At 67.0% G+C, this 23,126-nt stretch carries 19 protein-coding genes and 1 pseudogene; 5 read left to right on the top strand and 15 right to left on the bottom strand.

All coding sequences use genetic code 11. From position 1 onward, the window contains the following. Nucleotides 1-38: 38 nt before the first annotated feature. Complete coding sequence (gene aspS, locus EV640_RS12065; protein ID WP_051501242.1) at nt 39-1,871, top strand: aspartate--tRNA ligase; 1,833 nt, start codon at nt 39-41, stop codon at nt 1,869-1,871. A 67-nt stretch (nt 1,872-1,938) separates the two neighbouring features. Beyond that, a complete protein-coding gene (locus EV640_RS12060; RefSeq protein WP_036476009.1) occupies nt 1,939-3,369 on the top strand; it encodes a replication-associated recombination protein A in 1,431 nt (476 codons plus the stop codon). A 250-nt stretch (nt 3,370-3,619) separates the two neighbouring features. On the opposite strand, the gene qcrB is transcribed toward EV640_RS12060, so the two are convergent. The 4 genes from qcrB to ctaE form a co-directional block, all read right to left on the bottom strand. Further along, nucleotides 3,620-5,347, bottom strand: a complete 1,728-nt coding sequence (gene qcrB, locus EV640_RS12055) for a cytochrome bc1 complex cytochrome b subunit (RefSeq protein ID WP_051501241.1) — start codon at nt 5,345-5,347, stop codon at nt 3,620-3,622. 5 nt (nt 5,348-5,352) lie between these two features. Then, nucleotides 5,353-6,405 (bottom strand): cytochrome bc1 complex Rieske iron-sulfur subunit, encoded by a 1,053-nt coding sequence (gene qcrA, locus EV640_RS12050; protein WP_036476007.1) that lies wholly within the window; start codon nt 6,403-6,405, stop codon nt 5,353-5,355. Between the two features lie 63 nt (nt 6,406-6,468). Next, on the bottom strand, nt 6,469-7,266 hold the full coding sequence (qcrC, locus tag EV640_RS12045) for a cytochrome bc1 complex diheme cytochrome c subunit (protein WP_036476005.1): 798 nt from the start codon (nt 7,264-7,266) through the stop codon (nt 6,469-6,471). 60 nt (nt 7,267-7,326) lie between these two features. Then, nucleotides 7,327-7,974: an aa3-type cytochrome oxidase subunit III gene (gene ctaE, locus EV640_RS12040; protein WP_084479604.1), complete on the bottom strand. Its 648-nt coding sequence runs from the start codon at nt 7,972-7,974 to the stop codon at nt 7,327-7,329. A gap of 200 nt (nt 7,975-8,174) precedes the next feature. On the opposite strand from ctaE, the gene trpD reads away from it, so the two are divergent. Next, nucleotides 8,175-9,257: an anthranilate phosphoribosyltransferase gene (trpD, locus tag EV640_RS12035; RefSeq protein ID WP_235181058.1), complete on the top strand. Its 1,083-nt coding sequence runs from the start codon at nt 8,175-8,177 to the stop codon at nt 9,255-9,257. A gap of 127 nt (nt 9,258-9,384) precedes the next feature. Here the strand turns inward: trpD and def are convergent. From def to EV640_RS12010, 5 genes and pseudogenes are all read right to left on the bottom strand, one after another. Beyond that, a pseudogene (def, locus tag EV640_RS12030) lies at nt 9,385-9,957 on the bottom strand (peptide deformylase); the annotation flags it as partial. Between the two features lie 129 nt (nt 9,958-10,086). Next, entirely contained in the window at nt 10,087-10,488 is a 402-nt protein-coding gene (locus tag EV640_RS12025; protein ID WP_036475996.1) for a cytochrome c oxidase subunit 4, read from the bottom strand. Further along, complete coding sequence (gene ctaD, locus EV640_RS12020) at nt 10,488-12,212, bottom strand: aa3-type cytochrome oxidase subunit I (protein WP_133726541.1); 1,725 nt, start codon at nt 12,210-12,212, stop codon at nt 10,488-10,490. The genes EV640_RS12025 and ctaD overlap by 1 nt, the downstream gene beginning before the upstream one ends. A gap of 2 nt (nt 12,213-12,214) precedes the next feature. Beyond that, the gene (gene ctaC / locus EV640_RS12015; protein WP_133726540.1) at nt 12,215-13,090 is read right to left on the bottom strand and encodes an aa3-type cytochrome oxidase subunit II; all 876 of its coding nucleotides are present in this window, start codon (nt 13,088-13,090) and stop codon (nt 12,215-12,217) included. Between the two features lie 374 nt (nt 13,091-13,464). Beyond that, nucleotides 13,465-13,881 carry a HesB/IscA family protein gene (locus EV640_RS12010; protein WP_036476139.1) on the bottom strand — a complete coding sequence of 139 codons (417 nt, stop codon included), beginning with the start codon at nt 13,879-13,881 and terminating at the stop codon, nt 13,465-13,467. Between the two features lie 130 nt (nt 13,882-14,011). On the opposite strand from EV640_RS12010, the gene EV640_RS12005 reads away from it, so the two are divergent. Next, nucleotides 14,012-14,620 carry a DUF3043 domain-containing protein gene (locus EV640_RS12005; RefSeq protein ID WP_036475994.1) on the top strand — a complete coding sequence of 203 codons (609 nt, stop codon included), beginning with the start codon at nt 14,012-14,014 and terminating at the stop codon, nt 14,618-14,620. A 68-nt stretch (nt 14,621-14,688) separates the two neighbouring features. Here the strand turns inward: EV640_RS12005 and EV640_RS12000 are convergent, their stop codons facing one another. Next, nucleotides 14,689-15,762, bottom strand: coding sequence for a quinone-dependent dihydroorotate dehydrogenase (locus EV640_RS12000; protein WP_133726539.1), 1,074 nt, complete (start codon nt 15,760-15,762; stop codon nt 14,689-14,691). 54 nt (nt 15,763-15,816) lie between these two features. Between EV640_RS12000 and EV640_RS11995 the strand changes: the two genes are divergently transcribed. Then, a complete protein-coding gene (locus tag EV640_RS11995) occupies nt 15,817-16,920 on the top strand; it encodes an alpha/beta hydrolase (RefSeq protein ID WP_166645921.1) in 1,104 nt (367 codons plus the stop codon). Here the strand turns inward: EV640_RS11995 and EV640_RS11990 are convergent. The 5 genes from EV640_RS11990 to EV640_RS11970 all read right to left on the bottom strand — a co-directional run bounded on the left by EV640_RS11990 (nt 16,866) and on the right by EV640_RS11970 (nt 23,124). Next, the gene (locus EV640_RS11990; protein ID WP_036475993.1) at nt 16,866-17,681 is read right to left on the bottom strand and encodes an isoprenyl transferase; all 816 of its coding nucleotides are present in this window, start codon (nt 17,679-17,681) and stop codon (nt 16,866-16,868) included. The genes EV640_RS11995 and EV640_RS11990 overlap by 55 nt on opposite strands. Nucleotides 17,682-17,737: 56 nt before the next feature. Then, nucleotides 17,738-18,484 (bottom strand): DNA repair protein RecO, encoded by a 747-nt coding sequence (recO, locus tag EV640_RS11985; protein ID WP_036475986.1) that lies wholly within the window; start codon nt 18,482-18,484, stop codon nt 17,738-17,740. A gap of 105 nt (nt 18,485-18,589) precedes the next feature. Further along, entirely contained in the window at nt 18,590-20,350 is a 1,761-nt protein-coding gene (gene leuA / locus EV640_RS11980) for a 2-isopropylmalate synthase (protein WP_036475982.1), read from the bottom strand. 300 nt (nt 20,351-20,650) lie between these two features. Further along, nucleotides 20,651-21,637 (bottom strand): GTPase Era, encoded by a 987-nt coding sequence (gene era / locus EV640_RS11975; RefSeq protein WP_424991614.1) that lies wholly within the window; start codon nt 21,635-21,637, stop codon nt 20,651-20,653. Beyond that, entirely contained in the window at nt 21,634-23,124 is a 1,491-nt protein-coding gene (locus EV640_RS11970; protein ID WP_084479601.1) for a hemolysin family protein, read from the bottom strand. The genes era and EV640_RS11970 overlap by 4 nt, the downstream gene beginning before the upstream one ends. Between the last annotated feature and the right edge of the window lie 2 nt (nt 23,125-23,126).

The following is a 23,126-nucleotide window of genomic DNA, read 5'->3' as shown; positions in this document are numbered from 1 at the left end:
GCCCGCACTCGAGCAACTGATCCCTCAGGAAGGACACCGTGCTTCGCACACACACCTCCGGCTCCCTCACCGCCGAGAACATAGGCCAGACCGTCACCCTCACCGGATGGGTGGCGCGACGCCGAGACCACGGCGGGGTGGCCTTCCTCGATCTGCGTGACTCCTCCGGCGTGGCCCAGGTCGTGGTGCGCGAGGAGGCGGACTTCGATCCGCTGCGCAACGAGTTCGTGCTGCAGGTGACCGGTGCTGTGGAGCGCCGCCCGGCCGGAAACGAGAACCCGAACCTGCCCTCAGGAGAGGTCGAGGTCCTGGCCGAGACCGTCACGGTGCTCAACACCTCAGCCCCGCTGCCCTTCCAGATCGATGAACACGTCGAGATCGGCGAGGAGGCGCGGCTGCGCCACCGCTACCTCGACATGCGCCGGGCCGGCCCGCAGCGCGCGCTTCGCCTGCGTTCCGAGGCCAACCGGGTCGCCCGGGACCTGCTGCACCACGAGTCCTTCACCGAGATCGAGACCCCCACGCTGACCCGCTCGACCCCCGAGGGTGCCCGCGACTTCCTGGTCCCGGCGCGTCTGGCGCCCGGCGCCTGGTATGCGCTGCCTCAGTCCCCACAGCTGTTCAAGCAGCTGCTCCAGGTCGGTGGCTTCGAGAAGTACTACCAGCTCGCCCGCTGCTACCGCGACGAGGACTTCCGCGCGGACCGTCAGCCCGAGTTCACCCAGCTCGACATCGAAGCCAGCTTCGTGGAGCAGCAGGACATCCTCTCCCTGGGCGAGGAGCTGGTACGCCGGCTCTGGGAGCTCATCGACGTCGAGCTGCCCGCCGAGATCCCGCACATCACCTACCACGAGGCGATGGCGCGCTACGGCTCCGACAAGCCCGACCTGCGCTTCGACCTGGAGCTCACCGAGCTCACCGAGTACTTCAAGGACACCCCGTTCCGAGTGTTCAAGGCACCCTACGTCGGTGCCGTGGTGATGCCCGGCGGCGCCTCGCAGCCCCGCCGCACCCTCGACGCCTGGCAGGAGTGGGCCAAGCAGCGCGGCGCCAAGGGCCTGGCCTATGTGCTGATCGGTGAGGACGGCGAGCTCGGCGGCCCGGTGGCCAAGAACCTCTCCGAGGCCGAGAAGGCCGGACTGGCCTCCGCCACCGGCGCCTCCCCGGGAGACTGCATCTTCTTCGCGGCCGGCGAGGTCTCCCCCTCGCGCGGACTCCTCGGTGCCGCGCGCAACGAGATCGCCGAGCGCGTGGGACTGATCGACAAGACGGCCTGGTCCTTCGTCTGGGTGGTCGATGCCCCGATGTTCGAACCCGCCGCGCAGGCCCAGGCCGCCGGCGATGTGGCAGTGGGCTCCGGGGCCTGGACCGCGGTGCACCACGCGTTCACCGCACCGAAGCCGGAGTTCGCGGACAGCTTCGACACCGATCCCGGCTCGGCTCTGGCCAACGCCTACGACCTGGTCTGCAACGGCAATGAGATCGCCGGCGGGTCGCTGCGCGTCTACCGCCGCGACGTCCAGGAACGGATCTTCAAGGTCATGGGCATCCCCGAGGACGAAGCCCAGGAGAAGTTCGGCTTCCTGCTGGACGCGTTCAAGTTCGGCGCGCCGCCCCACGGCGGCATCGCCTTCGGCTGGGACCGGGTGGTCTCCCTGCTCGCCGGGGAGGACTCCATCCGCGAGGTCATCGCGTTCCCCAAGTCCGGCGGCGGCTACGATCCGCTCACCGCGGCGCCCGCTCCGATCACCGCTCAGCAGCGCAAGGAGGCCGGTGTGGACGCCAAGCCCGAGCCGAAGCCCGAGACTGCCGGGGAGACCAAGCCCGAGGGCACCCCCTCGGGCAAGGCACCGGCGAAGGCTCAGGCCTGAGCCTCACCGGGTAATCTGAAACGGATCCTTCTCGAATCCGTGGACGCAGCCAGCCCTAGGAGGCGCAGTGGCCGATCCGATCACCGGGGACCTCTTCGCCTCCGACGACTTCGACGACGCGCCCGCCGCCGCGACTGAGACGGGCGCGCGTCGACGGCATACGCCGCTGGCGGTGCGGATGCGCCCCCGGGCGCTGGAAGAGGTCCTGGGCCAGCAGCATCTGCTCGAGCAGGGGTCCCCGCTGCGGGTGCTGGCCGAGGGCAACCGCGGCCCCGCCGGGGCCTCCTCGGTGATCCTCTACGGTCCTCCCGGCACCGGGAAGACGACGCTGGCCCATGTGCTCGCCCGGGGCGCCTCACGGAAGTTCGTGGAGCTCTCCGCGATTCGGGCTGGCGTCAAGGACGTCCGGCAGGTCATGGACCGCGCACTGGAGGACCGCGACCTGCGCGGGACGACCACGGTGCTCTTCCTGGATGAGATCCACCGGTTCAACAAGGCGCAGCAGGATGCGCTGCTGCCGGGGGTGGAGAACGGCTGGGTGATCCTGGTCGCCGCGACCACGGAGAATCCCTCGTTCTCGATCATCGCTCCGCTGCTGTCCCGGTCGCTGATGCTCACGCTGCGCTCCCTGACCCAGGAAGACCTCTCCGGGCTGATCACCCGGGCACTGCAGGACCCCCGTGGCCTGGACTCGGCCTTCGAGCTCGAGGACGTGGCCCGCGACCACATCCTGCGCATGGCCGGCGGCGATGCGCGCCGGGTCCTGACCACCCTGGAGGCCGCCGCCGCCGTCGCCATGGGGCGCTCCCCCGAGGACGGCGAGGCCGCCGCCGATCAGGCGCAGGACTCCCCGGTGCTGATCACCGCCCACGATGCCGAGCAGGCGATGGACTTCGCCGTGCAGCGCTACGACCGGGACGGAGACCAGCACTATGACATCGTCTCGGCATTCATCAAGTCGCTGCGCGGCTCGGACCCCGACGCGGCGCTGCACTACCTGGCACGGATGGTGGTGGCCGGAGAGGATCCGCGCTTCATCGCCCGACGCCTGGTGATCGCCGCGGGTGAAGAGGTCGGGATGGCCGACCCCTCGGCGCTGCTGACCGCGATGGCCGCCGCCGACGCCGTGCAGCTGATCGGCATGCCAGAGGCCAGGATCCTGCTGGCCCAGGCCACGGTGCATATCGCCACCGCACCGAAGTCCAACGCCTCCTATAAGGCGCTCGACGCCGCCATCGCGGACGTGCGGGCCGGAAGATCCGGCTCGGTCCCGCCGCACCTGCGCGACGCGCACTATTCCGGTGCACACCGGATGGGCCACGGCAAGGGCTACATCTACGCCCATGACCAGCCGCATCACGTCGCGACCCAGCAGTATGTGCCTGATGAGCTGATCGGTGTGGACTACTACAGGCCCACCGGCAACGGGGCCGAGCGCGCGGTCGCCGAACGGCTTGAGAAGCTGCGGATGATCATCCGGGGTGCGGACCGGACCTAGCGGGCATGAGGCGGCACCCCGCAGGGATCCCCCTCTGGCGCTGAGAGTCGCACCCCCTGACCCAGCAACCTGAGCCCGCCAGCCCGAGTCAGTCAGCCCGAGCCCGTCAGCCCGAGCCCGCCAACCCGGGTCAGTCAGCCCACACCCGAGGGGCTGGTGACTTCACGCCACATGAAGAAGCGGCCGCCTCCCGAGAGGGAGACGGCCGCTTCTTCATGGTGAGCACCGAATAATCGGTGCCCCAGGGTGATCAGCTCTTCCGGGACTCGATCGCTCCGACGGAGCCGGCAGGCAGCTCTGCGGGAGTGCCGTGGTCGTCGTGCGAGAGGGCCTCGATGTACTCCTCGCGGCTCACAGGCTCGACCCGATCCTCGAAGAAGGTCCGGTTCATCCTGACCCGTGACTTCTCCAGCAGTCCGACCTTGCCCTTCGCGTTCGGCCGGGCTGCAGTGACCCCGGGCGACTCGTAGGAGACCAGCGTGTAGAGCTCGTAGTCGCTGACCCGGGTGTGCTTCTCGCGGAACTCACCGTGGGGCAGCATCTCGATGACGCCGGCCTCGTTGCCATGCAGCACGATCTCGCGATCCTTGCGCTGCAGGGCCAGACAGATCCGCTTGGTGATGATGAACGTGAGGATCGGTCCGGCGAAGAACAAGACTCGAAGCCAGATGAGCACATCGTTGAACGAGAGCGAGAAGTGGGTCGCGATCAGGTCGGAGGACGCGGCGGCCCACATCACGAAGTACCAGATCATCATGGCCATGCCGAAGGCGGTGCGTCCGGGGACGTTGCGCGGCCGGTCCAGGATGTGGTGTTCCCTCTTGTCACCGGTGATCCAGGACTCGATCCAGGGCCAGACGAACAGACCCAGCAGGAGCGCGGTGATCGGGATGAAGGTGACCAGCACAGGCGTTGCCACGCTGTTGCCGCCCCATGGCGTCGGTATGACGAATTCAAGCGGAACGCCGCCGATGTAGCCCGGCATCAGGCGCAGCAATCCATCGAACCAGCCGATGTACCAGTCAGGCTGCGTGCCGGCCTGCACCGGGGAGGGGTCATAGGGCCCGTAGTTCCACAGTGCGTTGATCTGGAAGGTGCCTCCCAGCAGGGCCAGGACGCCGAAGACCACGAAGAAGAAGCCGCCGGCCTTGGCCGCGTACACGGGCCCGATCGGGTAGCCGACCACGTTGCGCTCGGTGCGGCCCGGGCCGGGGTACTGGGTGTGCTTGTGGGTGACCACCATGAACAGGTGGACCGCGATCAGGATCAGGATCACTGCCGGGATGATGAAGATGTGCAGTGAGTACAGCCGCGGGATGACCTCGTCGCCGGGGAACTCGCCGCCGAAGAGGAAGAAGGAGATGTAGGTGCCGACCACCGGGATCGCCTTGAGCATGCCGTCGATGATGCGCAGACCGTTTCCGGAGAGCACCTCATCAGGCAGCGAGTAGCCGGTGAAGCCGGCGCCGAGGCCTGCCAGCAGCAGGGTGCAGCCCACGACCCAGTTGAGCTCACGGGGCTTGCGGAACGCGCCGGTGAAGAACACACGCAGCATGTGGATCGCCATCGCCATCACGAACATCAGCGCACCCCAGTGGTGCAGCTGGCGCATGAACAGACCGCCGCGCACATCGAAGGAAAGCTGGAGCGCGGTGTTGTAGGCCATGGACATCTCCACGCCCTGCAGCGGCACATAGGAGCCGTCATAGCGGGTGCTGGACATGGAGGGATCGAACCAGAACGTCAGGAACGCCCCGGAGATCACCGTGATGACGAAGCTGTACAGCGCCACCTCCCCGAACATGAAGGTCCAGTGGTCCGGGAAGACCTTGCGGCCGAACTCGCGGACCATACCGGTTCCGCCCACACGCTGATCGACGTAGTTCGCGATCTTGCCGGTGCGGGTCGCCGGCTGGTACTGATCCACCTCGGAATACTGCTCCTCGGTGTACTTGGATTCCAGAGACTGACTGCTCATGATTTCTAGCCACGCTCCCAGTAGGTGGGGCCGACGGGTTCGGTGAAGTCGCTGCGCGCAATGAGGAAGCCCTCATCGTCGACTGTGATGGGCAGCTGCGGCAACGGACGGCCTGCCGGACCGAAGATGACCTTGAACTCCTCAGCGGCGTCAAAGGTCGACTGGTGGCAGGGACACAGCAGGTGGTGAGTATGACGCTCGTAGAGCGCAACCGGGCAGCCGACATGCGTGCAGACCTTGGAACAGGCGATGATCCCCTCGTACTTCCAATCCTCACGACCCGGAGTCACGGGCTCGAAGTCATCCGGGTTCATCCGGATCAGCAGGACGACGGCCTTGGCCTTCTCGGCCAGGCGATCGCCGTGCCCGGAGACCTCGCGCAGCGTCTCCGGGATCGCGTGCACCGCGGAGCCGACCGTGAGGTCGGAGGCGCGGATCGGGGTGCCGGTGGGATCGCGCACCAGGCGCACCCCTTCGGCCCAGAGCGAGTGGCGCATCCGCTCAGGCCCGAAGTCCTCGGAGCGATCGAGGTCGCGGAAGACGACGACGGCGGGCAGCGGGGCCAGCAGCGCGGCGCCGATGAGCGTGTTGCGCAGCAGCGGCCGACGCTTGATCTGGGTCTCGTCGACGATCTCGTTGACCGTCTGGGCAGCCTCGGCGCGTTCTGCTTCCTTGCGCAGCGGCTTGCGGTCCTCGATGACCTCATGGTCCGGCATCAGGGCGCGGGCCCACTGCACGACGCCGAGTCCGATGCCGAGCATGGCGAAGGCCACGCCGACGCCGAGCAGGGTGTTCTGCAGCCGGAGCATCTGAAGATCACCGTCGGTGACGCCGACGGCGAAGTAGCCGACGAAGAACATCACCGTACCGATGATCGAGATCAGGAAGAGCGCAGAGACCTGGCGCTCGGCGCGCCTGGCGGCCTTCTCGTCCGCGTCTGTCAACCGCGGGCGGTGCGGGGGCAGGCCTGGGTTGTCGATGGCGTAGCCGCTCGACCTTCCCTCACCTGCTTTGATGACGGCGCCCGAGTTCGGACCGCCGTTACCGTGCTCGCCCATATGGTTCTCGTCCTTTGCTTCAGTGTTTACGTGTGCGGGGTGCTTAGGTGCTGCCGGTGATGCTCAGGAGGACCGTGAGGTCAGCCAGACCATCGAACCGATCAGCAGGGCCAGTCCGAGGGTCCAGATGAGCAGACCCTCCGAGACCGGTCCCAGCGAGCCCAGCGAGAACCCGCCCGGCACGCCTTGAGATTCGTTGTTCTTCAGGAAGGCGATGATGTCGCGCTTGTCCTCAGGAGGGATGTTCGAGTCGTTGAACTCGGGCATGTTCTGCGGACCGGTCACCATGGCCGAATAGATGTGCCGGGACTCGACGCCGTCCAGCGCGGGCGCGTACTTGCCCTCGGTCAGCGCGCCACCGGCAGCGGCAGCGTTGTGGCACATGGCGCAGTTGATCCGGAAGAGCTCACCGCCGCGGGCGATGTTGCCCTGCTCGACGTCGAGGTACTCCTCGTCGGCCACTGCGGGGCCGGAGCCCAGCGAGGCCACGTAGGCCGAGAGCTGCATGGTCTGTTCGTCGTTGAACTGAGCCGGCTTCTTCTGCGCCTGCGGTCCGGACATCTGCATCGGCATGCGGCCGGTGCCGACCTGGAAGTCGACCGAGGCGGCGCCGGAGCCGATCAGCGAGGGTCCGGCGTCGGAGCCTTCGGCGTTGATCCCGTGGCAGGTGGCGCAGTTGGCCACGAAGAGCCGTTCGCCCTCCTCCACGTCGGAGGCGGAGTAGGCATCGGCAGCATTGGTTGCCTGAGCCTCGTTGATGGAGGTCGCCGCGGCGTAGAGCCCTCCGGTGAGCAAGAGGCCCAGGAGGAGCAGCGCCACTGCCGCGAGCGGGTGGCGACGCTTCTGTGAGAGTGCCTTCACGTGCCGGTTCCTAACTTTTCGATGCGATACAAGCTGGTGTGCGCCGGCTGGCGCGGTCAATCAAGCGAACAGCGGCAGCAGGTAGACGATGCCGAACAGAGCGATCCACACGACGTCGACGAAGTGCCAGTAGTACGAGACGACGACGGCGGCGTGAGCCTCCTTATGGGTGAACTTCACGCTGAAGTACGCCCGCGCGATCACGTAGAGGAAGGCGATCAGTCCACCGATAACGTGCAGCCCGTGGAAGCCGGTGGTGATGTAGAAGGCGGAGCCGAAGGCGTTCGAGGAGACGGTGATCCCATGGGAGACCATCACCGCGAACTCGTAGGCCTGGCCGCCGATGAAGATCGCACCCATGATGAACGAGAGGATGTACCACTCGACCATGCCCCAGTGCTGGATCTGGAACGTGCCTCCGGTGCGGCGCGGCTGGTGCCGCTCGGCCGCGAAGACACCGAACTGAGCAGTCACCGAGCTGGCAACCAGGATCACCGTGATCGTGGTGGCCAACGGGATGTCCAGTTCACTGGCACCCTCGGCGAACATCTCAGACTGCGTGGAACGCAGTGTGAAGAACATGGCGAACAGGCCGGCGAAGAACATGAGCTCGCTGGTGAGCCAGACCATGGTGCCCACGGACACCATGTTCGGGCGGTTCGGCAAGGTTCGCGCCGGAGCGATTGGGGCTTGGGTTGCAGACGTCACGCATTCATTATGTCCTGAAACCCCAGCGATTTGCGACACCGTTGACCACTATGGCGTGGTTCCAGATCCTTGTCAGGGGGCGGATTCCGCGCCATTCCCAGGATCCGCCAAGGTGGAGCCGGTCAAAAAAGTCGACAATATTTCTACAGCGTGTCGAAATTGGACGGACTCCACGCGGAATCGGCCGATAGTCTGGGGCTGTGAAACCTCCACACTCCCCTGATCCGCTTCCCCTCAGCCCTGCGTTGCCGGCCAGCTGGTCAGAGCTGCTCGAGACTCTGCTCGCCGGGGAGCACCTCACGGCCGCCACCTCTGCCTGGGCGATGGAGCATCTGATGAGCGGCGCCCTGGGCGACGGGCAGGTCGCGGCCTTCCTGGTCGCGCTGCGCGCCAAGGGCGAGGTCGCGGAGGAGCTCGTCGGGCTGAGCAGCACCATGATGGACAAGGCGGTGCCGCTCCGCATCCCCGGACCCACCCTGGACATCGTGGGCACCGGTGGGGACATGCTGGGCACCGTGAACATCTCGACGATGGCCTCGCTGACCGCGGTCGGCGCCGGGGCTCGAGTGGTCAAGCATGGCAATCGCGGGGCCTCCAGCACGGCCGGCGCCGCCGATGTGATCGAGGCGCTCGGGGTGAATCTGAGCCTGAGCGCAGAGCAGGTGGCCCGGGCCGCCGAGGAGGTCGGCATCACGTTCCTCTTCGCGCAGAGCTTCCATCCCTCGATGCGCCATGTGGGACCTGTCCGGCGTCAGCTGGGCATCCGGACGGTGTTCAACTTCCTGGGGCCGCTCTCGAACCCGGCACGGGTCACCGCCCAGGCCCTGGGCTGCGCCAGTCCCACGCTGGCACCGAAGATGGCCCAGGTGCTCGCCATGCGCGGCACCCGCGGCCTGGTGTTCCGCGGGCGCGACGGGCGGGACAAGATCACCACCTCGGCGGCCACCGATATCTGGGAGGTCCGCTCCGGAGAGGTCTCGCACACCGTCCTGGAGCCCGAGGACGTCGGACTCCCCCGGGTCGCGGTGGCAGACCTGCGCGGGGGCACCGGCACCGAGAACGCGCAGATCGTGCACCGCCTGCTCTCCGGGGAGCCTGGGCCTGTGCGCGACGCCGTCGTCCTGAATGCCGCGGGAGGACTCACCAGTCTCGATGAACAGGCTGGCGGGCCGCTGGTGGAGCGGCTGAGGGCCAATATGCGCCGGGCCGAGGAGGCCCTCGACTCCGGCGCCGCCGCGCAGGTGCTGCGCCGCTGGGTGGCGTTCAGCCAGGGTATGAGCTGAAACCCCGCTCCGCAGAGCCGGTGCCCTTCGACTGACCTGCGCCGTCGTGCTCGACCAGCCCCTCCGGCTCGGCAAGGTTCTCCGGCTCGACCAGTCCCTCCGGCTCGGCAAGGTCCTCGGGCTCGTCATGGCCGAACGGGTCGGGGTCGACCCCGGGCAGCCAGGTCAGCCCGGGCTGGTTCCAGCCCTCCTTCTTCACGGCCTTCTTCCAGCGCCGAGCCCATTTCGGGTCGAGCCGGTTGACGTAGAGATAGCCGTCGAGGTGGTCGTATTCGTGCTGCAGGATCCGGGCGAACCAGCCGGTGGCCTCGAACCGCAGCGGCTCCCCGCGCAGGTCGAGGCCGGTGATCTCCACGTGCTCGCTGCGCTTGAGCGGGTAGTTGTACCCCGGGGCTGACAGGCAGCCCTCGGACTCCTCCTCCGGGTCAGCCGACTCCTTGGAGACCTTGCCGATCAGGCGCAGCCGCGGGTTGATGATCACTGCGCGGGAGGGCTGATCCCCGGAGTCGGCGAAGCTGTAGGTGAAGATGCGCAGCCCGACGCCGACCTGCGGGGCCGCCAGCCCGACACCGTGGGCGGCGTCCTGGGTCTCGATCATGTCGGCCACGAGCTCGCGGATGGAGTCGTCGATGCGCTCGACCTCCTGCGCGCGTCGATGCAGGACTGGTTCACCGTGGATCGTGATGGGGCGGATCGTCATAGCCAGAATTCTACGCATCACCTCGTGCGCCGAGAGACGAGGCCCGCCACGTCCTGCTCCGGGATACAGGAAGGCCCGCCGCGAGTCGATGCTCACGGCGGGCCTTCCTGAGACGTGTGTCGGTGTGGATCAGTGCGCGTAGCGCTTCCGGTTGAACTCCATCACCCAGCCGGTGATGAAGAACAGGCCCGGGATCAGGGCGAGGAAGAACACCCACCAGTCGATGGCCAGCCCGAAAAATGCGAACGCTGCGGAGAAGCCGAGGCCCAGCGGCCACCAGCTCCACGGAGCGAACTCCCCGTAGTTGCCGGCCATGTGCTCGATCTCGCCCTCGGGGTTGTCCCCGTCGAGCACGTCATGGTTCTTCGCCACCATGCGCAGGTAGAACCAGAGCATGAAGCCCATGCCCGCGGTGAGCAGCAGCAGCGGGAATCCGGCCATGTCTGACCATCCGCTCCAGAAGCCGTAGATGAAGGCCACGATGAACACGAAGATGCCCAGGCCCAGGAACAATCCGATATTTGCCTTCATCAGACGCCTTCCTTGTCCGACTGATCTGCCGGGCCGAAGATCTTGCCCGCAGGCGTCTGCAGCGTGTGCCGGTCAGCGAGCTCAGGGTGGTGCAGATCCAGCGCAGGACGCTCGGAGCGGATGCGCGGCAGCGAATAGAAGTTGTGCCGCGGCGGTGGGCAGGAGGTCGCCCACTCGAGCGAGCCGCCGAAGCCCCACGGGTCGTCCACCAGCACCTTCTTGCCCTTGCGTGAGGTGATCCAGACGTTCCAGAAGAACGGGATCAGCGAGGCGCCGAGCAGCATCGAGAACACGGTGGAGAACTGGTTCATGGTGGTGAACCCGTCTTCGACCATGTAGTCCGCGTAACGACGCGGCATGCCCATGACGCCCAGCCAGTGCTGGATCATGAAGGTGCCGTGGAAGCCGACGAAGAGCATCCAGAAGTTGATCTTGCCCAGACGCTCGTTGAGCATCTTGCCGGTCCACTTGGGCCACCAGAAGTAGAAGCCTGCGAACATCGCGAAGACCACGGTGCCGAAGACCACGTAGTGGAAGTGCGCGACCACGAAGTAGGTGTCCGAGAGGTGGAAGTTCAGCGGCGGGGCGGCCAGGATGATGCCGGTGAGTCCGCCGAAGAGGAAGGTCACCAGGAATCCGAGGCTCCAGAGCATCGGCGTCTCGAAGGTCAGCGACCCTCGCCAGAGCGTGCCGATCCAGTTGAAGAACTTCACCCCTGTGGGCACCGCGATCAGCATGGTCATCAGCGCGAAGAACGGCAGCAGCACGGCCCCGGTGACATACATGTGGTGGGCCCACACGGTCACCGAGAGGGCGGCGATGGCGATGGTGGCGTAGACCAGGCCCTTATAGCCGAAGATCGGTTTGCGGCTGAAGACCGGCAGGATCTCGGAGACGATGCCGAAGAACGGCAGCGCGATGATGTAGACCTCCGGGTGTCCGAAGAACCAGAACAGGTGCTGCCAGAGGACCGCACCACCGGCTTCGGGATCGAAGATGTGACCGCCGAACCGCCGGTCGAGGCCGAGTCCGAAGAGCGCTGCCGCCAGCGGCGGGAAGGCCATCAGGACCAGGATCGAGGTGATCAGCGTGTTCCACACGAAGATCGGCATCCGCCACATGGTCATGCCCGGTGCGCGCATGCACAGGATCGTGGTGATGAAGTTGACACCACCCATGATCGTGCCGAAGCCGGTCAGCGCCAGACCGAAGACCCATAGGTCTCCACCGACGCCCGGGGAATACGTGGTGTCCGAGAGCGGAGCGTAGGCGAACCAGCCGAAGGAGGCCGCACCCTGTGGGGTGAGGAAGCCTGCCATGGCGACCAGGGCGCCGAAGAGGAAGAACCAGAAGGCCAGCGCGTTCAACCGCGGGAACGCGACGTCGGGTGCGCCGATCTGCAGCGGCATGATCACGTTGGCGAAGCCGGCGAACAGCGGCGTCGCGAACATCAGCAGCATGACGGTGCCGTGCATGGTGAAGAGCTGGTTGTACTGCTCCTTGGTCTGCAGCAGCTGCATGCCGGGCTCGAAGAGCTCCGCACGGATCAGCAGCGCCATGACGCCGCCGACGCAGAAGAACAGGAAGGAGGTGATCAGGTACATGTAACCGATCACCTTGTGATCGGTGGTCGTCAGCCAGCTGACGACGATCTTCCCCTTGGAGCGGGGGACGACGCGCGAGACCTCACGCGCTTCGTCGGCTGTGTATTCGAGGGTCGCCACTGTCAGTCGTCCCCTTCAGTTCCGGCCACATTTTCGTGGAGGTTTGGATTGCGGTCATACTCGTCGCCGAGCTGACCCTCGGGCAGGGTCTCGAGGTAGTCACGGAACTCTTCCTCGGTGACGACCTCCACATTGAAGAGCATCTCCGAGTGGTACTCGCCGCAGAGCTCGGCACATTTGCCGTCAAAGCTGCCGAGCTCCTGAGGGGTCAGGTGGATCTCATTGGTGCGACCCGGGATCATGTCGCGCTTCTGCAGGAAGGCGGGGATCCAGAAGGAGTGGATGACGTCGCGGGCGTTCAGCTCGAAGGTCACGGGCTGGTCCACCGGGAGGTAGAGGGTGGGCAGCGTCTCGCGCACACCCTCCTCACCGGTGAGCTCGGCCTGGACGCCGGCGAAGTAGCGCTCCTCGCCGTCGTAGTTGTAGTTGAAGTCCCAGGCCCACTGCTTGCCTCGGACATCGACGACCAGATCAGGATCGGTGTAGGGCTCATCGACCGAGCGCTGGACCTCGTTGGTGTAGAAGAACAGCACGCCCACCATGACCAGTGGGACGATGGTGTACATGATCTCCAGCGGCACGTTGTACGCGAGCTGACGCGGGTAGCCGGTCTCCCCCTTGCGACGGCGGTAGGCCACCATGCACCAGAGCATCAATGCCCAGGTGATCAGGCCGACGATCAGCGCCGCGATCCAAGAGTTGACCCACAGGTCAGTGATCTCGGCCGTGTTGCTGGTGGTGTCCCGGCTGCCCGGGAGCCATCCTCGTTGTACAGGCTGCTCTTCCGAGCAGGCGCTGAACACCAGTGCCGCCGCGCTGGCCAGTGCAACTGACTTCAATGCACGGCCTCGGCTGCCGGTTCGTTTATGCGAACTCACAGACGGCCCTTCCTCTATCTCGATGTGCGAATGTTGCGTTCTCCGTGACCCGCTGACCGCGCTGTGCGCAGAGATCGAACCACCATGGACGCTTCGCGCTCCAGACTACTACGTCCTGTAGAGGACAGGGAGGACGGACACCCGCGGCCGGCGCAACTGATCTGCTCCTTCGAGTCCCCCACCGAGCCCTGGAGACGAGAAAACTCCGCTTCTACCCCGTGTAGAAAACGGGAGAAGCGGAGTTTCGCTCGGGCCGGCAGACAGTGAATCCGCCGCCGATATGACTGCTTTGTGACGTTGTGACCCAGCTGACCGGGCAGGAGTCCAGCCTCAGACCCTGATCGCGGCGCCCAGCGGGGTGCTGCGGAACTCGATCAGTGGAAGGAGTCGCCGCAGGCGCAGGAGCCGCCGGCGTTGGGGTTGTCGATGGTGAACCCCTGCTTGGAGATCGAATCCTCGAAGTCGATCTTCGCGCCCTCGAGGTAGGGCACGCTCATCTTGTCCACGACGACCTCGACACCGCTGAAGTCGCGCAGTGCGTCTCCATCGAGCACGCGCTCGTCGAAGTAGAGCTGATAGATCAATCCGGAGCAGCCTCCGGGCTGCACGGCCACGCGCAGCCGGAGATCTTCACGTCCCTCCTGCTGAAGCAGCGAGGAGACCTTCTCAGCGGCAGTACCGCTGAGTTCGACCTGGTGGGTCTTGAAGCCATCGACGGCGGATCCGGTGATCTCGGCTGATGCGGACTCAGCAGCGGATCCGGCGGCGGTGTCCTGGGTGGTGGTGCTCATGGAATACACCTCTCTCGTTGTAGCGGCAGGCCTGTGCTCTACGGTAACAACGCCAGGGGCCACGAGGTTCATTCCCGTCGGCCCAGCACGTTGCAGGGTCCGGCCCCATTATTCCCGCTACACTGGCAGGGTGCTAGGACGTAAGAGAAACTCCGCCGAGAATATTGCCGAAGCCGAGGCCGCGGCTGCCCGCGAGCAGGCCCAGACCACCAAGCGCCAGCCTGAGAAGAAGGGTGTGCCGACACCAAAGCGCAGCCAGCAGCAGGCGGCCCGCAAACGGCCGCTGGTGCAGAACGACCGGAAGGTCGCCCGCGCCGCGCAGCGCCAGCAGATGGCCGATCAGCGGGTGAAGATGCGCCGGGCGATGGAGACCGGTGAGGAGAAGTATCTTCCGGCCCGTGACCGTGGTCCGCAGCGTCGCTACGTCCGGGACTATGTCGATGCACGATTCGGCATCGGTGAGTGGATGCTCGTCCTGGTGCTGGTCTTCCTCTTCGCATCCTTCGTCATGAACCAAGAGATGCGCATCATCGTCAGCCAGATCCTGTGGCTCTTCGTCCTCGCCGTGCTCGTGGAGGCCGTGTGGGTCGGGCGCGTCGTGCGTAAGAAGATCGACGCCAAGTTCGGTGTCGAGAACCGCGAACGCGGTCTTCCGTTCTACGCCGCAATGCGCTCACTGCAGATCCGTCGGCTCCGCCTGCCCAAGCCTCTGGTCTCCCGGGGCCACTTCCCCGCCTGAGCCTGCAGCCTCGGCGGGACTTCAGCCGCTTCGCAACTGCAACATGAGTGGCGACATCAGCGGCAACATCAGCCGCTTCGCAGCGCGGAGCGCAGGTCACGGTTGATCCGCCGGACCCATAAGGGGCCCTCGTAGACGAAGGCCGTGTAGCCCTGGACCAGGTCGGCTCCGAGTGCGAGCCGTTCGGCGACCTCTGCCCCGGTGCTCACACCACCGACGGAGATAATCGTGGTGGTGCGCGGCAGCGCGGCGCGCAGTCGGATCAGCACCTGTTTGGACCGTTCTGCGAGCACCGGACCGCTGAGCCCGCCGGCCCCGGCGGCCTGCACCTGCGCCGGGTCACTCTGCAGCCCTTCCCGGGAGATCGTGGTGTTCGTCGCGATCACTCCGTCCAGTCCCAGATCGCTCACCAGCTCGGCCACCGCGTCGACGTCGGCGTCGGCCAGATCGGGGGCGATCTTCACCAGCAGCGGCACGTGGCGCTGCGCAGCCTCATCGGCGGCGGCGCCCACCGCGGCGAGCAGCGGGCGCAGCGAGGTGATGTCTTGGAGCTGGCGCAGCCCGGGGGTGTTCGGCGAGGACACGTTGACCACGAGGTAGTCCGCCACCGGCGCCAGGGTCCGAGTGGAGATCAGGTAGTCCTCGGTGGCCTCCTCGAGCGGGGTGACCTTGGTCTTGCCGATGTTGACCCCGATCACCGGAACGTGGCGTCCGGCCCGCTTCAACTCGGCGATCTGAGAGCGGATCTCCTCCAGACGCGGGCGGACCGCGGCGGCGCCGTCGTTGTTGAATCCCATGCGGTTGATCAGCGCGCGGTCTCTGACCAGTCGGAACAGCCGCTGCCTCGGGTTTCCCGGCTGCGCGGCGGCGGTCACGGTGCCGATTTCGATATGCCCGAATCCCAGGTTCGCCAGCGGGAGCACCGAGGTGGCGCCCTTGTCGAAGCCTGCGGCCAGGCCGAAGGGTGAGGGCCAGACCAGGCCCAGCGCTCGGACCTGCAGCGACTCCGCCGGGCGGCAGAGCCGCTCCAGCACCCTGCCGGCCCCGATGCGCGTGCCGAGCCGCAGCCCGGAGATGACCAGGTGGTGGGCCTGCTCGGGATCGATCCGGGTGAACACGGTCTTGAAGACGAAGCGGTACATGGCTCCCATCCTAGGATGCCGGTCCGCGCAACGTTGGCTCATAGGATGGGAATTATGAACGAACTGCTCGAAGACTCCCCGGTGGGTGTCTGGTCTCCTGATCACCTCCAGGGCTGCAAGCGGCTGACGCTTCCGCTCGGTGAGGATCAGGAGGGGCCGGTCAGCGCGACGCTGGTCAGCTACTCCCCCGACCCGGAACAGCAGGCGGTCCAGGATGAGCGCCCGGGAGAGGCCGAAGCCGTGGCCGCTGCGCGCAACACCCCGGCGGAGCCGGACCACCCGCCGGAACTGGCTCCGGTGCTGCATATCCACGGCTGGGCCGACTATTTCTACAACATCCCGATGGCTCGCCGCTGGCAGAGCTGGGGTCGCCCGTTCTACGCGCTGGATCTGCGCAAGTACGGCCGGAGTCTGCGCAGCTGGCAGACCCCGGGCTACGTCGATGACCTGGGCACCTACGACGCCGACATCGACGCCGCGCTGGTCGAGATCCGCGCCATGCACCCGCAGGCCCCGCCCCCGATCATCGAAGCCCACTCCACCGGCGGCCTGGTCGCCGCACTCTGGGCACAGCGCAATCCCGGACGGATCAGCGCGCTGGTGCTCAACAGCCCCTGGCTGGAGCTCTCCGGCGACGTCGCCGCGCGCACCGCCACCGAGGGCATCCTTGCCCCATTGGGCCAGTTCGCCCCCACTCGGGCGCTGAAGCTTCCGGCCATCGACAACTACTGGCAGACGCTCTCGGATCAGGCCCGGGGCGAATGGACGCTGCATCCGAAGTGGCGTCCGCGCACGTCGTTTCCGATCCGGGTGGGCTGGATGCGCGCGGTCCTGGTGGGTCACCGGAAGGTCCACGAAGGCCTGGGGCTGCAGCTGCCGATCCTGGTGCTGCTCTCGACGGCGACCGCCTACCGGCGACACTGGACGCAGGAGCTGCAGGAGTCAGATTCGGTGCTCGATGTGGAGCTGCTGGCTCGCCGGGCCGTGAAGCTCGGCGATCAGGTCACCGTGGTGCGGGTGCACGGGGCGATCCATGACGTCTTCGCCTCGGAGGCTGCTGTGCGCAACCGGGCGCTGGACGAGGTTCAGCGCTGGCTGCGGGCCTACGCCCCCGAGGCCGAGCGGCCGGCCGAGAAACTGTCCACCGCGGCGCCGTAGCGGCGGTCCCGGCGGGCGTAGATCTCCACCGCCTCCCACAGGGTGGTGCGGTCCACATCCGGCCAGAGCACGTCCATGAACACCAGCTCGGCGTAGGCAGACTGCCAGAGCAGGAAGTTCGAGATGCGCTGCTCCCCGGAGCTGCGCAGGAAGAGGTCGACGTCGGGCAGGTCGGGTTCATCCAGGTGTGCCGCCACGGTCTGCTCGGTGATCCGGCGCGGGTCCATCCGGCCGGCGGCGACCTCGGCGGCGATCAGCTTGACCGCGTCGGTGATCTCCGCGCGGCCTCCGTAGTTCACGCACATGGTCAGGGTGAACCGGGTGTTGTTCCGGGTCAGCTCCTCAGAGATCTCCAGCTCCTTGATCACCGAGCGCCACAGCCGTCCGGGCTGTCCGTTCCATCGGATCCGCACGCCCCAGGAGTTCAGCACGTCGCGCTGCCGGCGGAGCACCTCGCGGGAGTAGCCCATCAGGAAGCGCACCTCATCGGGTGAGCGTTTCCAGTTCTCGGTGGAGAAGGCGTAGACGCTGATGTGTTGGACGCCGATCTCCATGGCTCCGGCGATCACGTCCATCAGTGCGGCCTCGCCGGCCCGATGACCCTCGGTGCGCGGGAGCCCGCGCTGGTTCGCCCAGCGGCCGTTGCCGTCCATCACGATCCCGACATGGGCCGGCACCAGTTCCGGGGGCAGCCGCGGTGCGCAGACGTCGTCGGGGTGCGGGGTGGGATCCTGATGCGTGGGCCGGGACATGGCTCCCATTCTTCCATGTCGTGTCGGCAGACCAACGCCGTACCCGCGGTGGCGAGCCGGCGGGTTCAGAGTCCCAGAGAGCTCAGCCGGCGCTCCAGGTGGTGCTGGGCATAGCTGATCACCACATTGGTGGCCTCATGCCGAATATCGCTGCGGAAGGACCGGGTCTGCTCCCAATGCCCGTGCTGCAGCGCGTGCAGCAGCTCCACCGTGGCCGGGTCCAGGGTTCGGGTGCCCGGGGGTCGGCAGTCGGTGCAGACCGGACCGCTGGCGGCGGGATGGAAGCCGGTGTGCGCCCCGGGCTTGCCGCAGGCCACGCAGGCGGTCCAGGTGACCGCCCAGCCGGCGGCGGAGAGCGCGCGCAGCAGGTAGGAGTTCAGCACGACGTCGGCCGGATGGACTCCGCGTGCCAGTGCGGAGTACCCGCCGTGGAGCAGTCGGAACTGGGCACCGCCGAAGGCCGGATCGGACTCGACGTCCATCAGCCGCTCGGCGGTCTCGGCCATGGTGCTCGCTGCCATGTACTTGTCGTAGTCGGCCACGATCGGCGGCCCATAGGTGTTCTTCGAGGTGGCCTGGGTGACGATGTCCAGCGACCGGCCGTGCACGAACTGGACGTCTGCCACCATGAACGGCTCCACGGTGGCGCCGAACTTCGAAGAGGTGCGGCGCACCCCCTTCGCCACCGCACGCACCAGCCCGTTCGCCGAGGTCAGCGCGGTGATGATGCGATCCGCCTCACCCAGGTTCTGGGTGCGCAGGATGATCGCGGCGTCACGATAGGAACGGGACGCGAAGGTGGAGCCGGCCATGGTGGCAGAGTACTACAGCGGCATGGGCGCATGCCCGGGGATATCGCGGCGCAGGCCCGGGGATATTGCAGCGCATGCCCGGGCATACTGCGGCGCGAGCCCGGGCTACGCCACCGGGGCGACGTCGCGCAGCGCCCGGTTCACGGCCGAGATCACGGCCTGCAGCGAGGCCAGAGTGGTGTTGTGATCCAGGCCGACGCCCCAGAGCACCCGCTCCCCGATCGCCAGCTCCACGAAGGAGGCCGCCTGGGCGTCTCCGCCCTGGCTCATGGCGTGCTCGGTGTAGTCCAGCAGCCGCACATCGACCCCGTCCTCCGCAAGGATCTTCAGCAGCGCCGCGATCGGACCGTTGGCGTGAGCGGCCTGGGAGGTGGAGTGACCGCCGGCCTGCAGCTCGACCTCCATGTGGAACACGCCCTCGGCGTTGGAGGAGGTGTTGACCTCGTCCAACCGGTAGTGGCCCCACTGGTGGTCCGCGGTGTCCACCGGCAGGTACTCGTCCTGGAAGATCTGCCAGATCTCCTCACCGGAGACCTCGCCGCCGCCGTCGTCGGCCCGACGCTGGATGACCCCGGAGAACTCCACCTGCGCGCGGCGCGGGAGATCGATGCCACGTTCGGCCTTGAGCAGATAGGAGACGCCACCCTTGCCGGACTGAGAGTTGACTCGGATGACCGCCTCGTAGCTGCGGCCGATGTCCTTCGGGTCGATGGGCAGGTACGGCACGGCCCAGGTGATCTCGTCCCGGGAGGTCCCGGCCGCCGCGGCGCGGGCGTCCATGTGCTCGAAGCCCTTCTTGATCGCGTCCTGGTGCGAGCCCGAGAAGGCGGTGAAGACCAGGTCGCCGCCATAGGGTGAACGTTCCGGGACACCCATCTGGTTGCAGTGCTCCACGATGCTGCGGATGCTGCTCATATCCCGGAAGTCCAGCTCCGGGTCGATGCCCTGGCTGAACAGGTTCATGCCCAGGGTGACCAGGTCGACGTTGCCGGTGCGCTCACCGTTGCCGAACAGGCAGCCTTCGATCCGGTCGGCGCCTGCCATATAGCCGAGCTCGGCGGCGGCGACCCCGGTGCCCCGGTCGTTATGCGGGTGCAGCGAGAGCACGATGGATTCGCGGTTGCGCAGGTTCCGGTGCATCCATTCGATGGAGTCCGCGTAGACGTTCGGGGTGGCCATCTCCACCGTGGCGGGCAGGTTGATGATCACCGGCTTCTCCGGGGTGGCGCCGAAGACGTCGACCACCGCATCGGAGATGTGCGCGGCGAAGTCCAGCTCGGTGCCGGTGAAGGATTCTGGGGAGTACTGGTAGACGATCTCGGTGGGGGTCTCCGAGGCGGCGTGCATCGCCTCCTCGTATTTCCGACACAGCCGGGCTCCCTGTGTGGCGATGTCCACGATCCCGTCGCGGTCGGCCTTGAACACCACCTCGCGCTGCAGCACGGAGGTGGAGTTGTACAGGTGCACGATCGCCCGTGGCGCCCCCGCGATGGCCTCGAAGGTCCGCTCGATCAGGGCTTCGCGCGCCTGGGTGAGCACCTGGATGTAGACGTCCTCGGGGATCTTGTCCTGCTCGATGAGCTGCCGGACGAAGTCGTAGTCGGTCTGCGAGGCGGAGGGGAAGCCGACCTCGATCTCTTTGAACCCCATGTTCACCAGCAGCTCGAACATCCGGTGCTTGCGATCCGGGGTCATCGGGTCGATCAGCGCCTGGTTGCCGTCACGCAGGTCCACTGCGCACCAGCGCGGGGCGGCCTTGATGGTCTGGTCCGGCCAGGTCCGGTCCGGCAGCGAGACGGTGATCTGATCCTCGAAGGGGACATACCGGTTGAAGGGCATCGGGGAGGTCTTCTGAAGTTTGCGCATGAGAGCTTCCTTGCTGTGAACGAGCTGCGGGCGAGCGGTCGAGGCGGAGGAGCTCCGCAGCGGGGATTCGACCTGGAAGTGCTGCGCTGTGCTGGATCGACGAGCTTGACCGGAGAGGTGAGCTGGGATCAGACGCGCGCGAGCTCTTCCCCGCTGCGGCGGAGAAGCTCTAGTCGTAGGACTCGCTGGCGTATCGTCTGCACGCCATTCAAAATAGCACGCAGCGCGGGCCTGTGCAGTGGGTCACCCTGATTCTCATCATGTGGACGACGCCGATGCACCGGTCCCAGGCCGGGTTGCTCAGAAGCCGAGCCGACCGAGCTTCTTCGGGTCGCGCTGCCACTCCTTGGTGACCTTCACATGGAGGTCCAGGTAGACCGGGGTTCCCAGCAGCTTCACGATGCCGGCCCGCGCATCGGTGCCGATGGCCTTGAGCCGGGCGCCGCGTTTGCCGATGATGATCGCCTTCTGCGAGTCGCGCTCCACGTGGATCGAGACCCGGACGTCGAGCAGCGGCTTGTCCGCGGGGCGACCCTCGCGGGGCACCATCTCCTCGACGACCACGGCGATCGAGTGCGGCAGCTCATCGCGGACGTCCTCCAGAGCGGCTTCGCGCACCAGCTCGGCGACCATGATCGCCTCAGGCTCGTCGGTGAGCTCACCCTCGGGGTAGAGCGGCGGGGACTTCGGCATCATGGCGGCAAGCTGTTCCACCACCACCTCGGTCTGCTCCCCCTCCAGCGCGGAGACCGGGATGATCTCGGCGAAGCCGCCGGCCTGCTTGCCCTCCTGGGCGAGGTGCTCGCGGCCGAGCTGGTCCACCGCCATGAGCTGCTCGGCGAGGTCCTCGCGGGAGACCTTGTCCACCTTGGTGACCAGCGCGATCACCCGCTTGTGCGGAAGCTTGGTGAGCTGTGCGGCGATGAACCGGTCACCGGGTCCGACCTTCTCGTCGGCGGGGATGCAGAACCCGACCACGTCGACCTCGGAGAGGGTGTCGATGACCAGACCGTTGAGCCGCTTGCCGAGCAGGGTGCGTGGACGGTGCAGCCCGGGGGTGTCGACCAGGACCAGCTGGAAGTCGCTGCGGTGCACGATCCCGCGGATGGTGTGCCGGGTGGTCTGCGGCTTGGAGGAGGTGATCGCGACCTTGTCCCCCACCAGCGCGTTGGTCAAGGTGGACTTCCCTGCGTTCGGGCGTCCTACAAGGCTGGCGAATCCGGCGCGGAAGTTCTCGTCGAACGCGGCGAAGCCCTCCTGCTGCGGCGGCATCTGTGTGGGGCTCATCGTGGTGTCCTGATCCTCTCCTGCGTCGAGTCCGCGGCTGCGGCTCGATCCTCATACGGTGCTGCTTCTCGTGCCGTGGTCTCTGTCGTGGTTCCGGCCCCGACCCCGGCTGGGGTGCGGTGCGCGGTGCGGTGCAGCGCGTCGGGCTCGGCGTCGGTGCCCAGCCCGGCCCTGGCGCCGCGTCGATCTTCGGCCTCCCAGGCGAGCACGTGGCTCACTCGGTTGCGGCGGCCCTGGAGCCGGTCGGCGCGCAACACGACTCCGGGGCCGTGGCGGCGTGGGATCTCGACCTCGGATCCGGCGATCGCCACCCGGCCCAGGGCCTTGGCGAGCAGACCGCCGACGGTGTCCACCTCTTCCTCGTCATCGAGGTCGAGGTCATAGAGCTCGGCGAAGTCGTCCACCGACATCCGGGCGGAGATCCGGCGTCGTGAGTCGTCGAGATCTTCGGTCTCGGCGGCCTCGGTGTCGTATTCGTCCACGATCTCCCCGACGATCTCTTCGATCAGGTCCTCCAGGGTGACCATCCCGGCGGTGCCGCCGTATTCATCCACCACGATGGCGACATGGGTGGATTCGCGCTGCAGCTCGGAGAGGAACTCCGAGACCGGCTTGGACTCGGGCACGTAGCGCACGTCGCGCTGGAGCTCGTCGATGATGATCGAATCCGGGTCGCGATCGCCGTAGGAGCTGAGCAGCTCCCCGCTGCGCAGCCGATGGTGCAGGAAGGCGGCGTCCTTGAGGTAGATCATGCCGGTGATGTCGTCCGCGGAGCCTCGGACCACCGGGATCCGGGAGTAGCCGGAGCGGAAGAACAGCGTCATGACCTCGGCGAGGCTGGTCCCGGACTCCACGGTGACCATATCGGTGCGCGGGACCATCACGGCCCGGACCCGGGTGGCGGCGAGGTCGAAGACCGACTGGATCAGCTCCGCCTCGGTGTCTTCGATGATGTCCTTCTCCGAGGCGCGGGCCACGAATTCCCGGAACTCCTCGTCGTCGAAGAAGCCCTGATCGGTGTGCGCGGTGCCCGGGACGGTGCGCGCGCCGATGCTGCTCAGAGCCTCCGGAAACGGTCCCAGCACGACCCGCAGGGTGCGCACCAGCGCGGCAGTCGCCGCGGCGACGAACAGATGGTGGCCGCGACCGATGCGCCGCGGGGAGATCGCCGCGACGATGACCCCGCCGATGAGCAGGATCGCGGAGCCAGCCACGGCGCCGGCGCCGAGTCCGTCCAGTGCCAGCGCAGAGGACACGATCACCAGCACGACCACGGCGGTGGTGAAGAGCCAGCGCCAGGTCTGCAGCGCAAGCGTGTGCGCCACCGGCTGGGCGAGGATCTTCTCCACGGCAGTGGAGCCGCGCTTCTCGGCGATCTCCTCGGCCTCGCGGCGGCTCAGCCGCAGGAACGCGGAGTCAGCCGCGGAGAGCGCGAAGGCCAGGACGGCGCAGACCAGCGCCAGGATGATGAGGATCCCGAGGACCATGG

The sequence above is a fragment of the Nesterenkonia aurantiaca genome, from assembly GCF_004364585.1.
Lineage (GTDB): Bacteria > Actinomycetota > Actinomycetes > Actinomycetales > Micrococcaceae > Nesterenkonia > Nesterenkonia aurantiaca.
The sequence above is the reverse complement of the archived record's forward strand: the minus strand, read 5'-3'. Positions and strand labels throughout refer to the sequence as shown.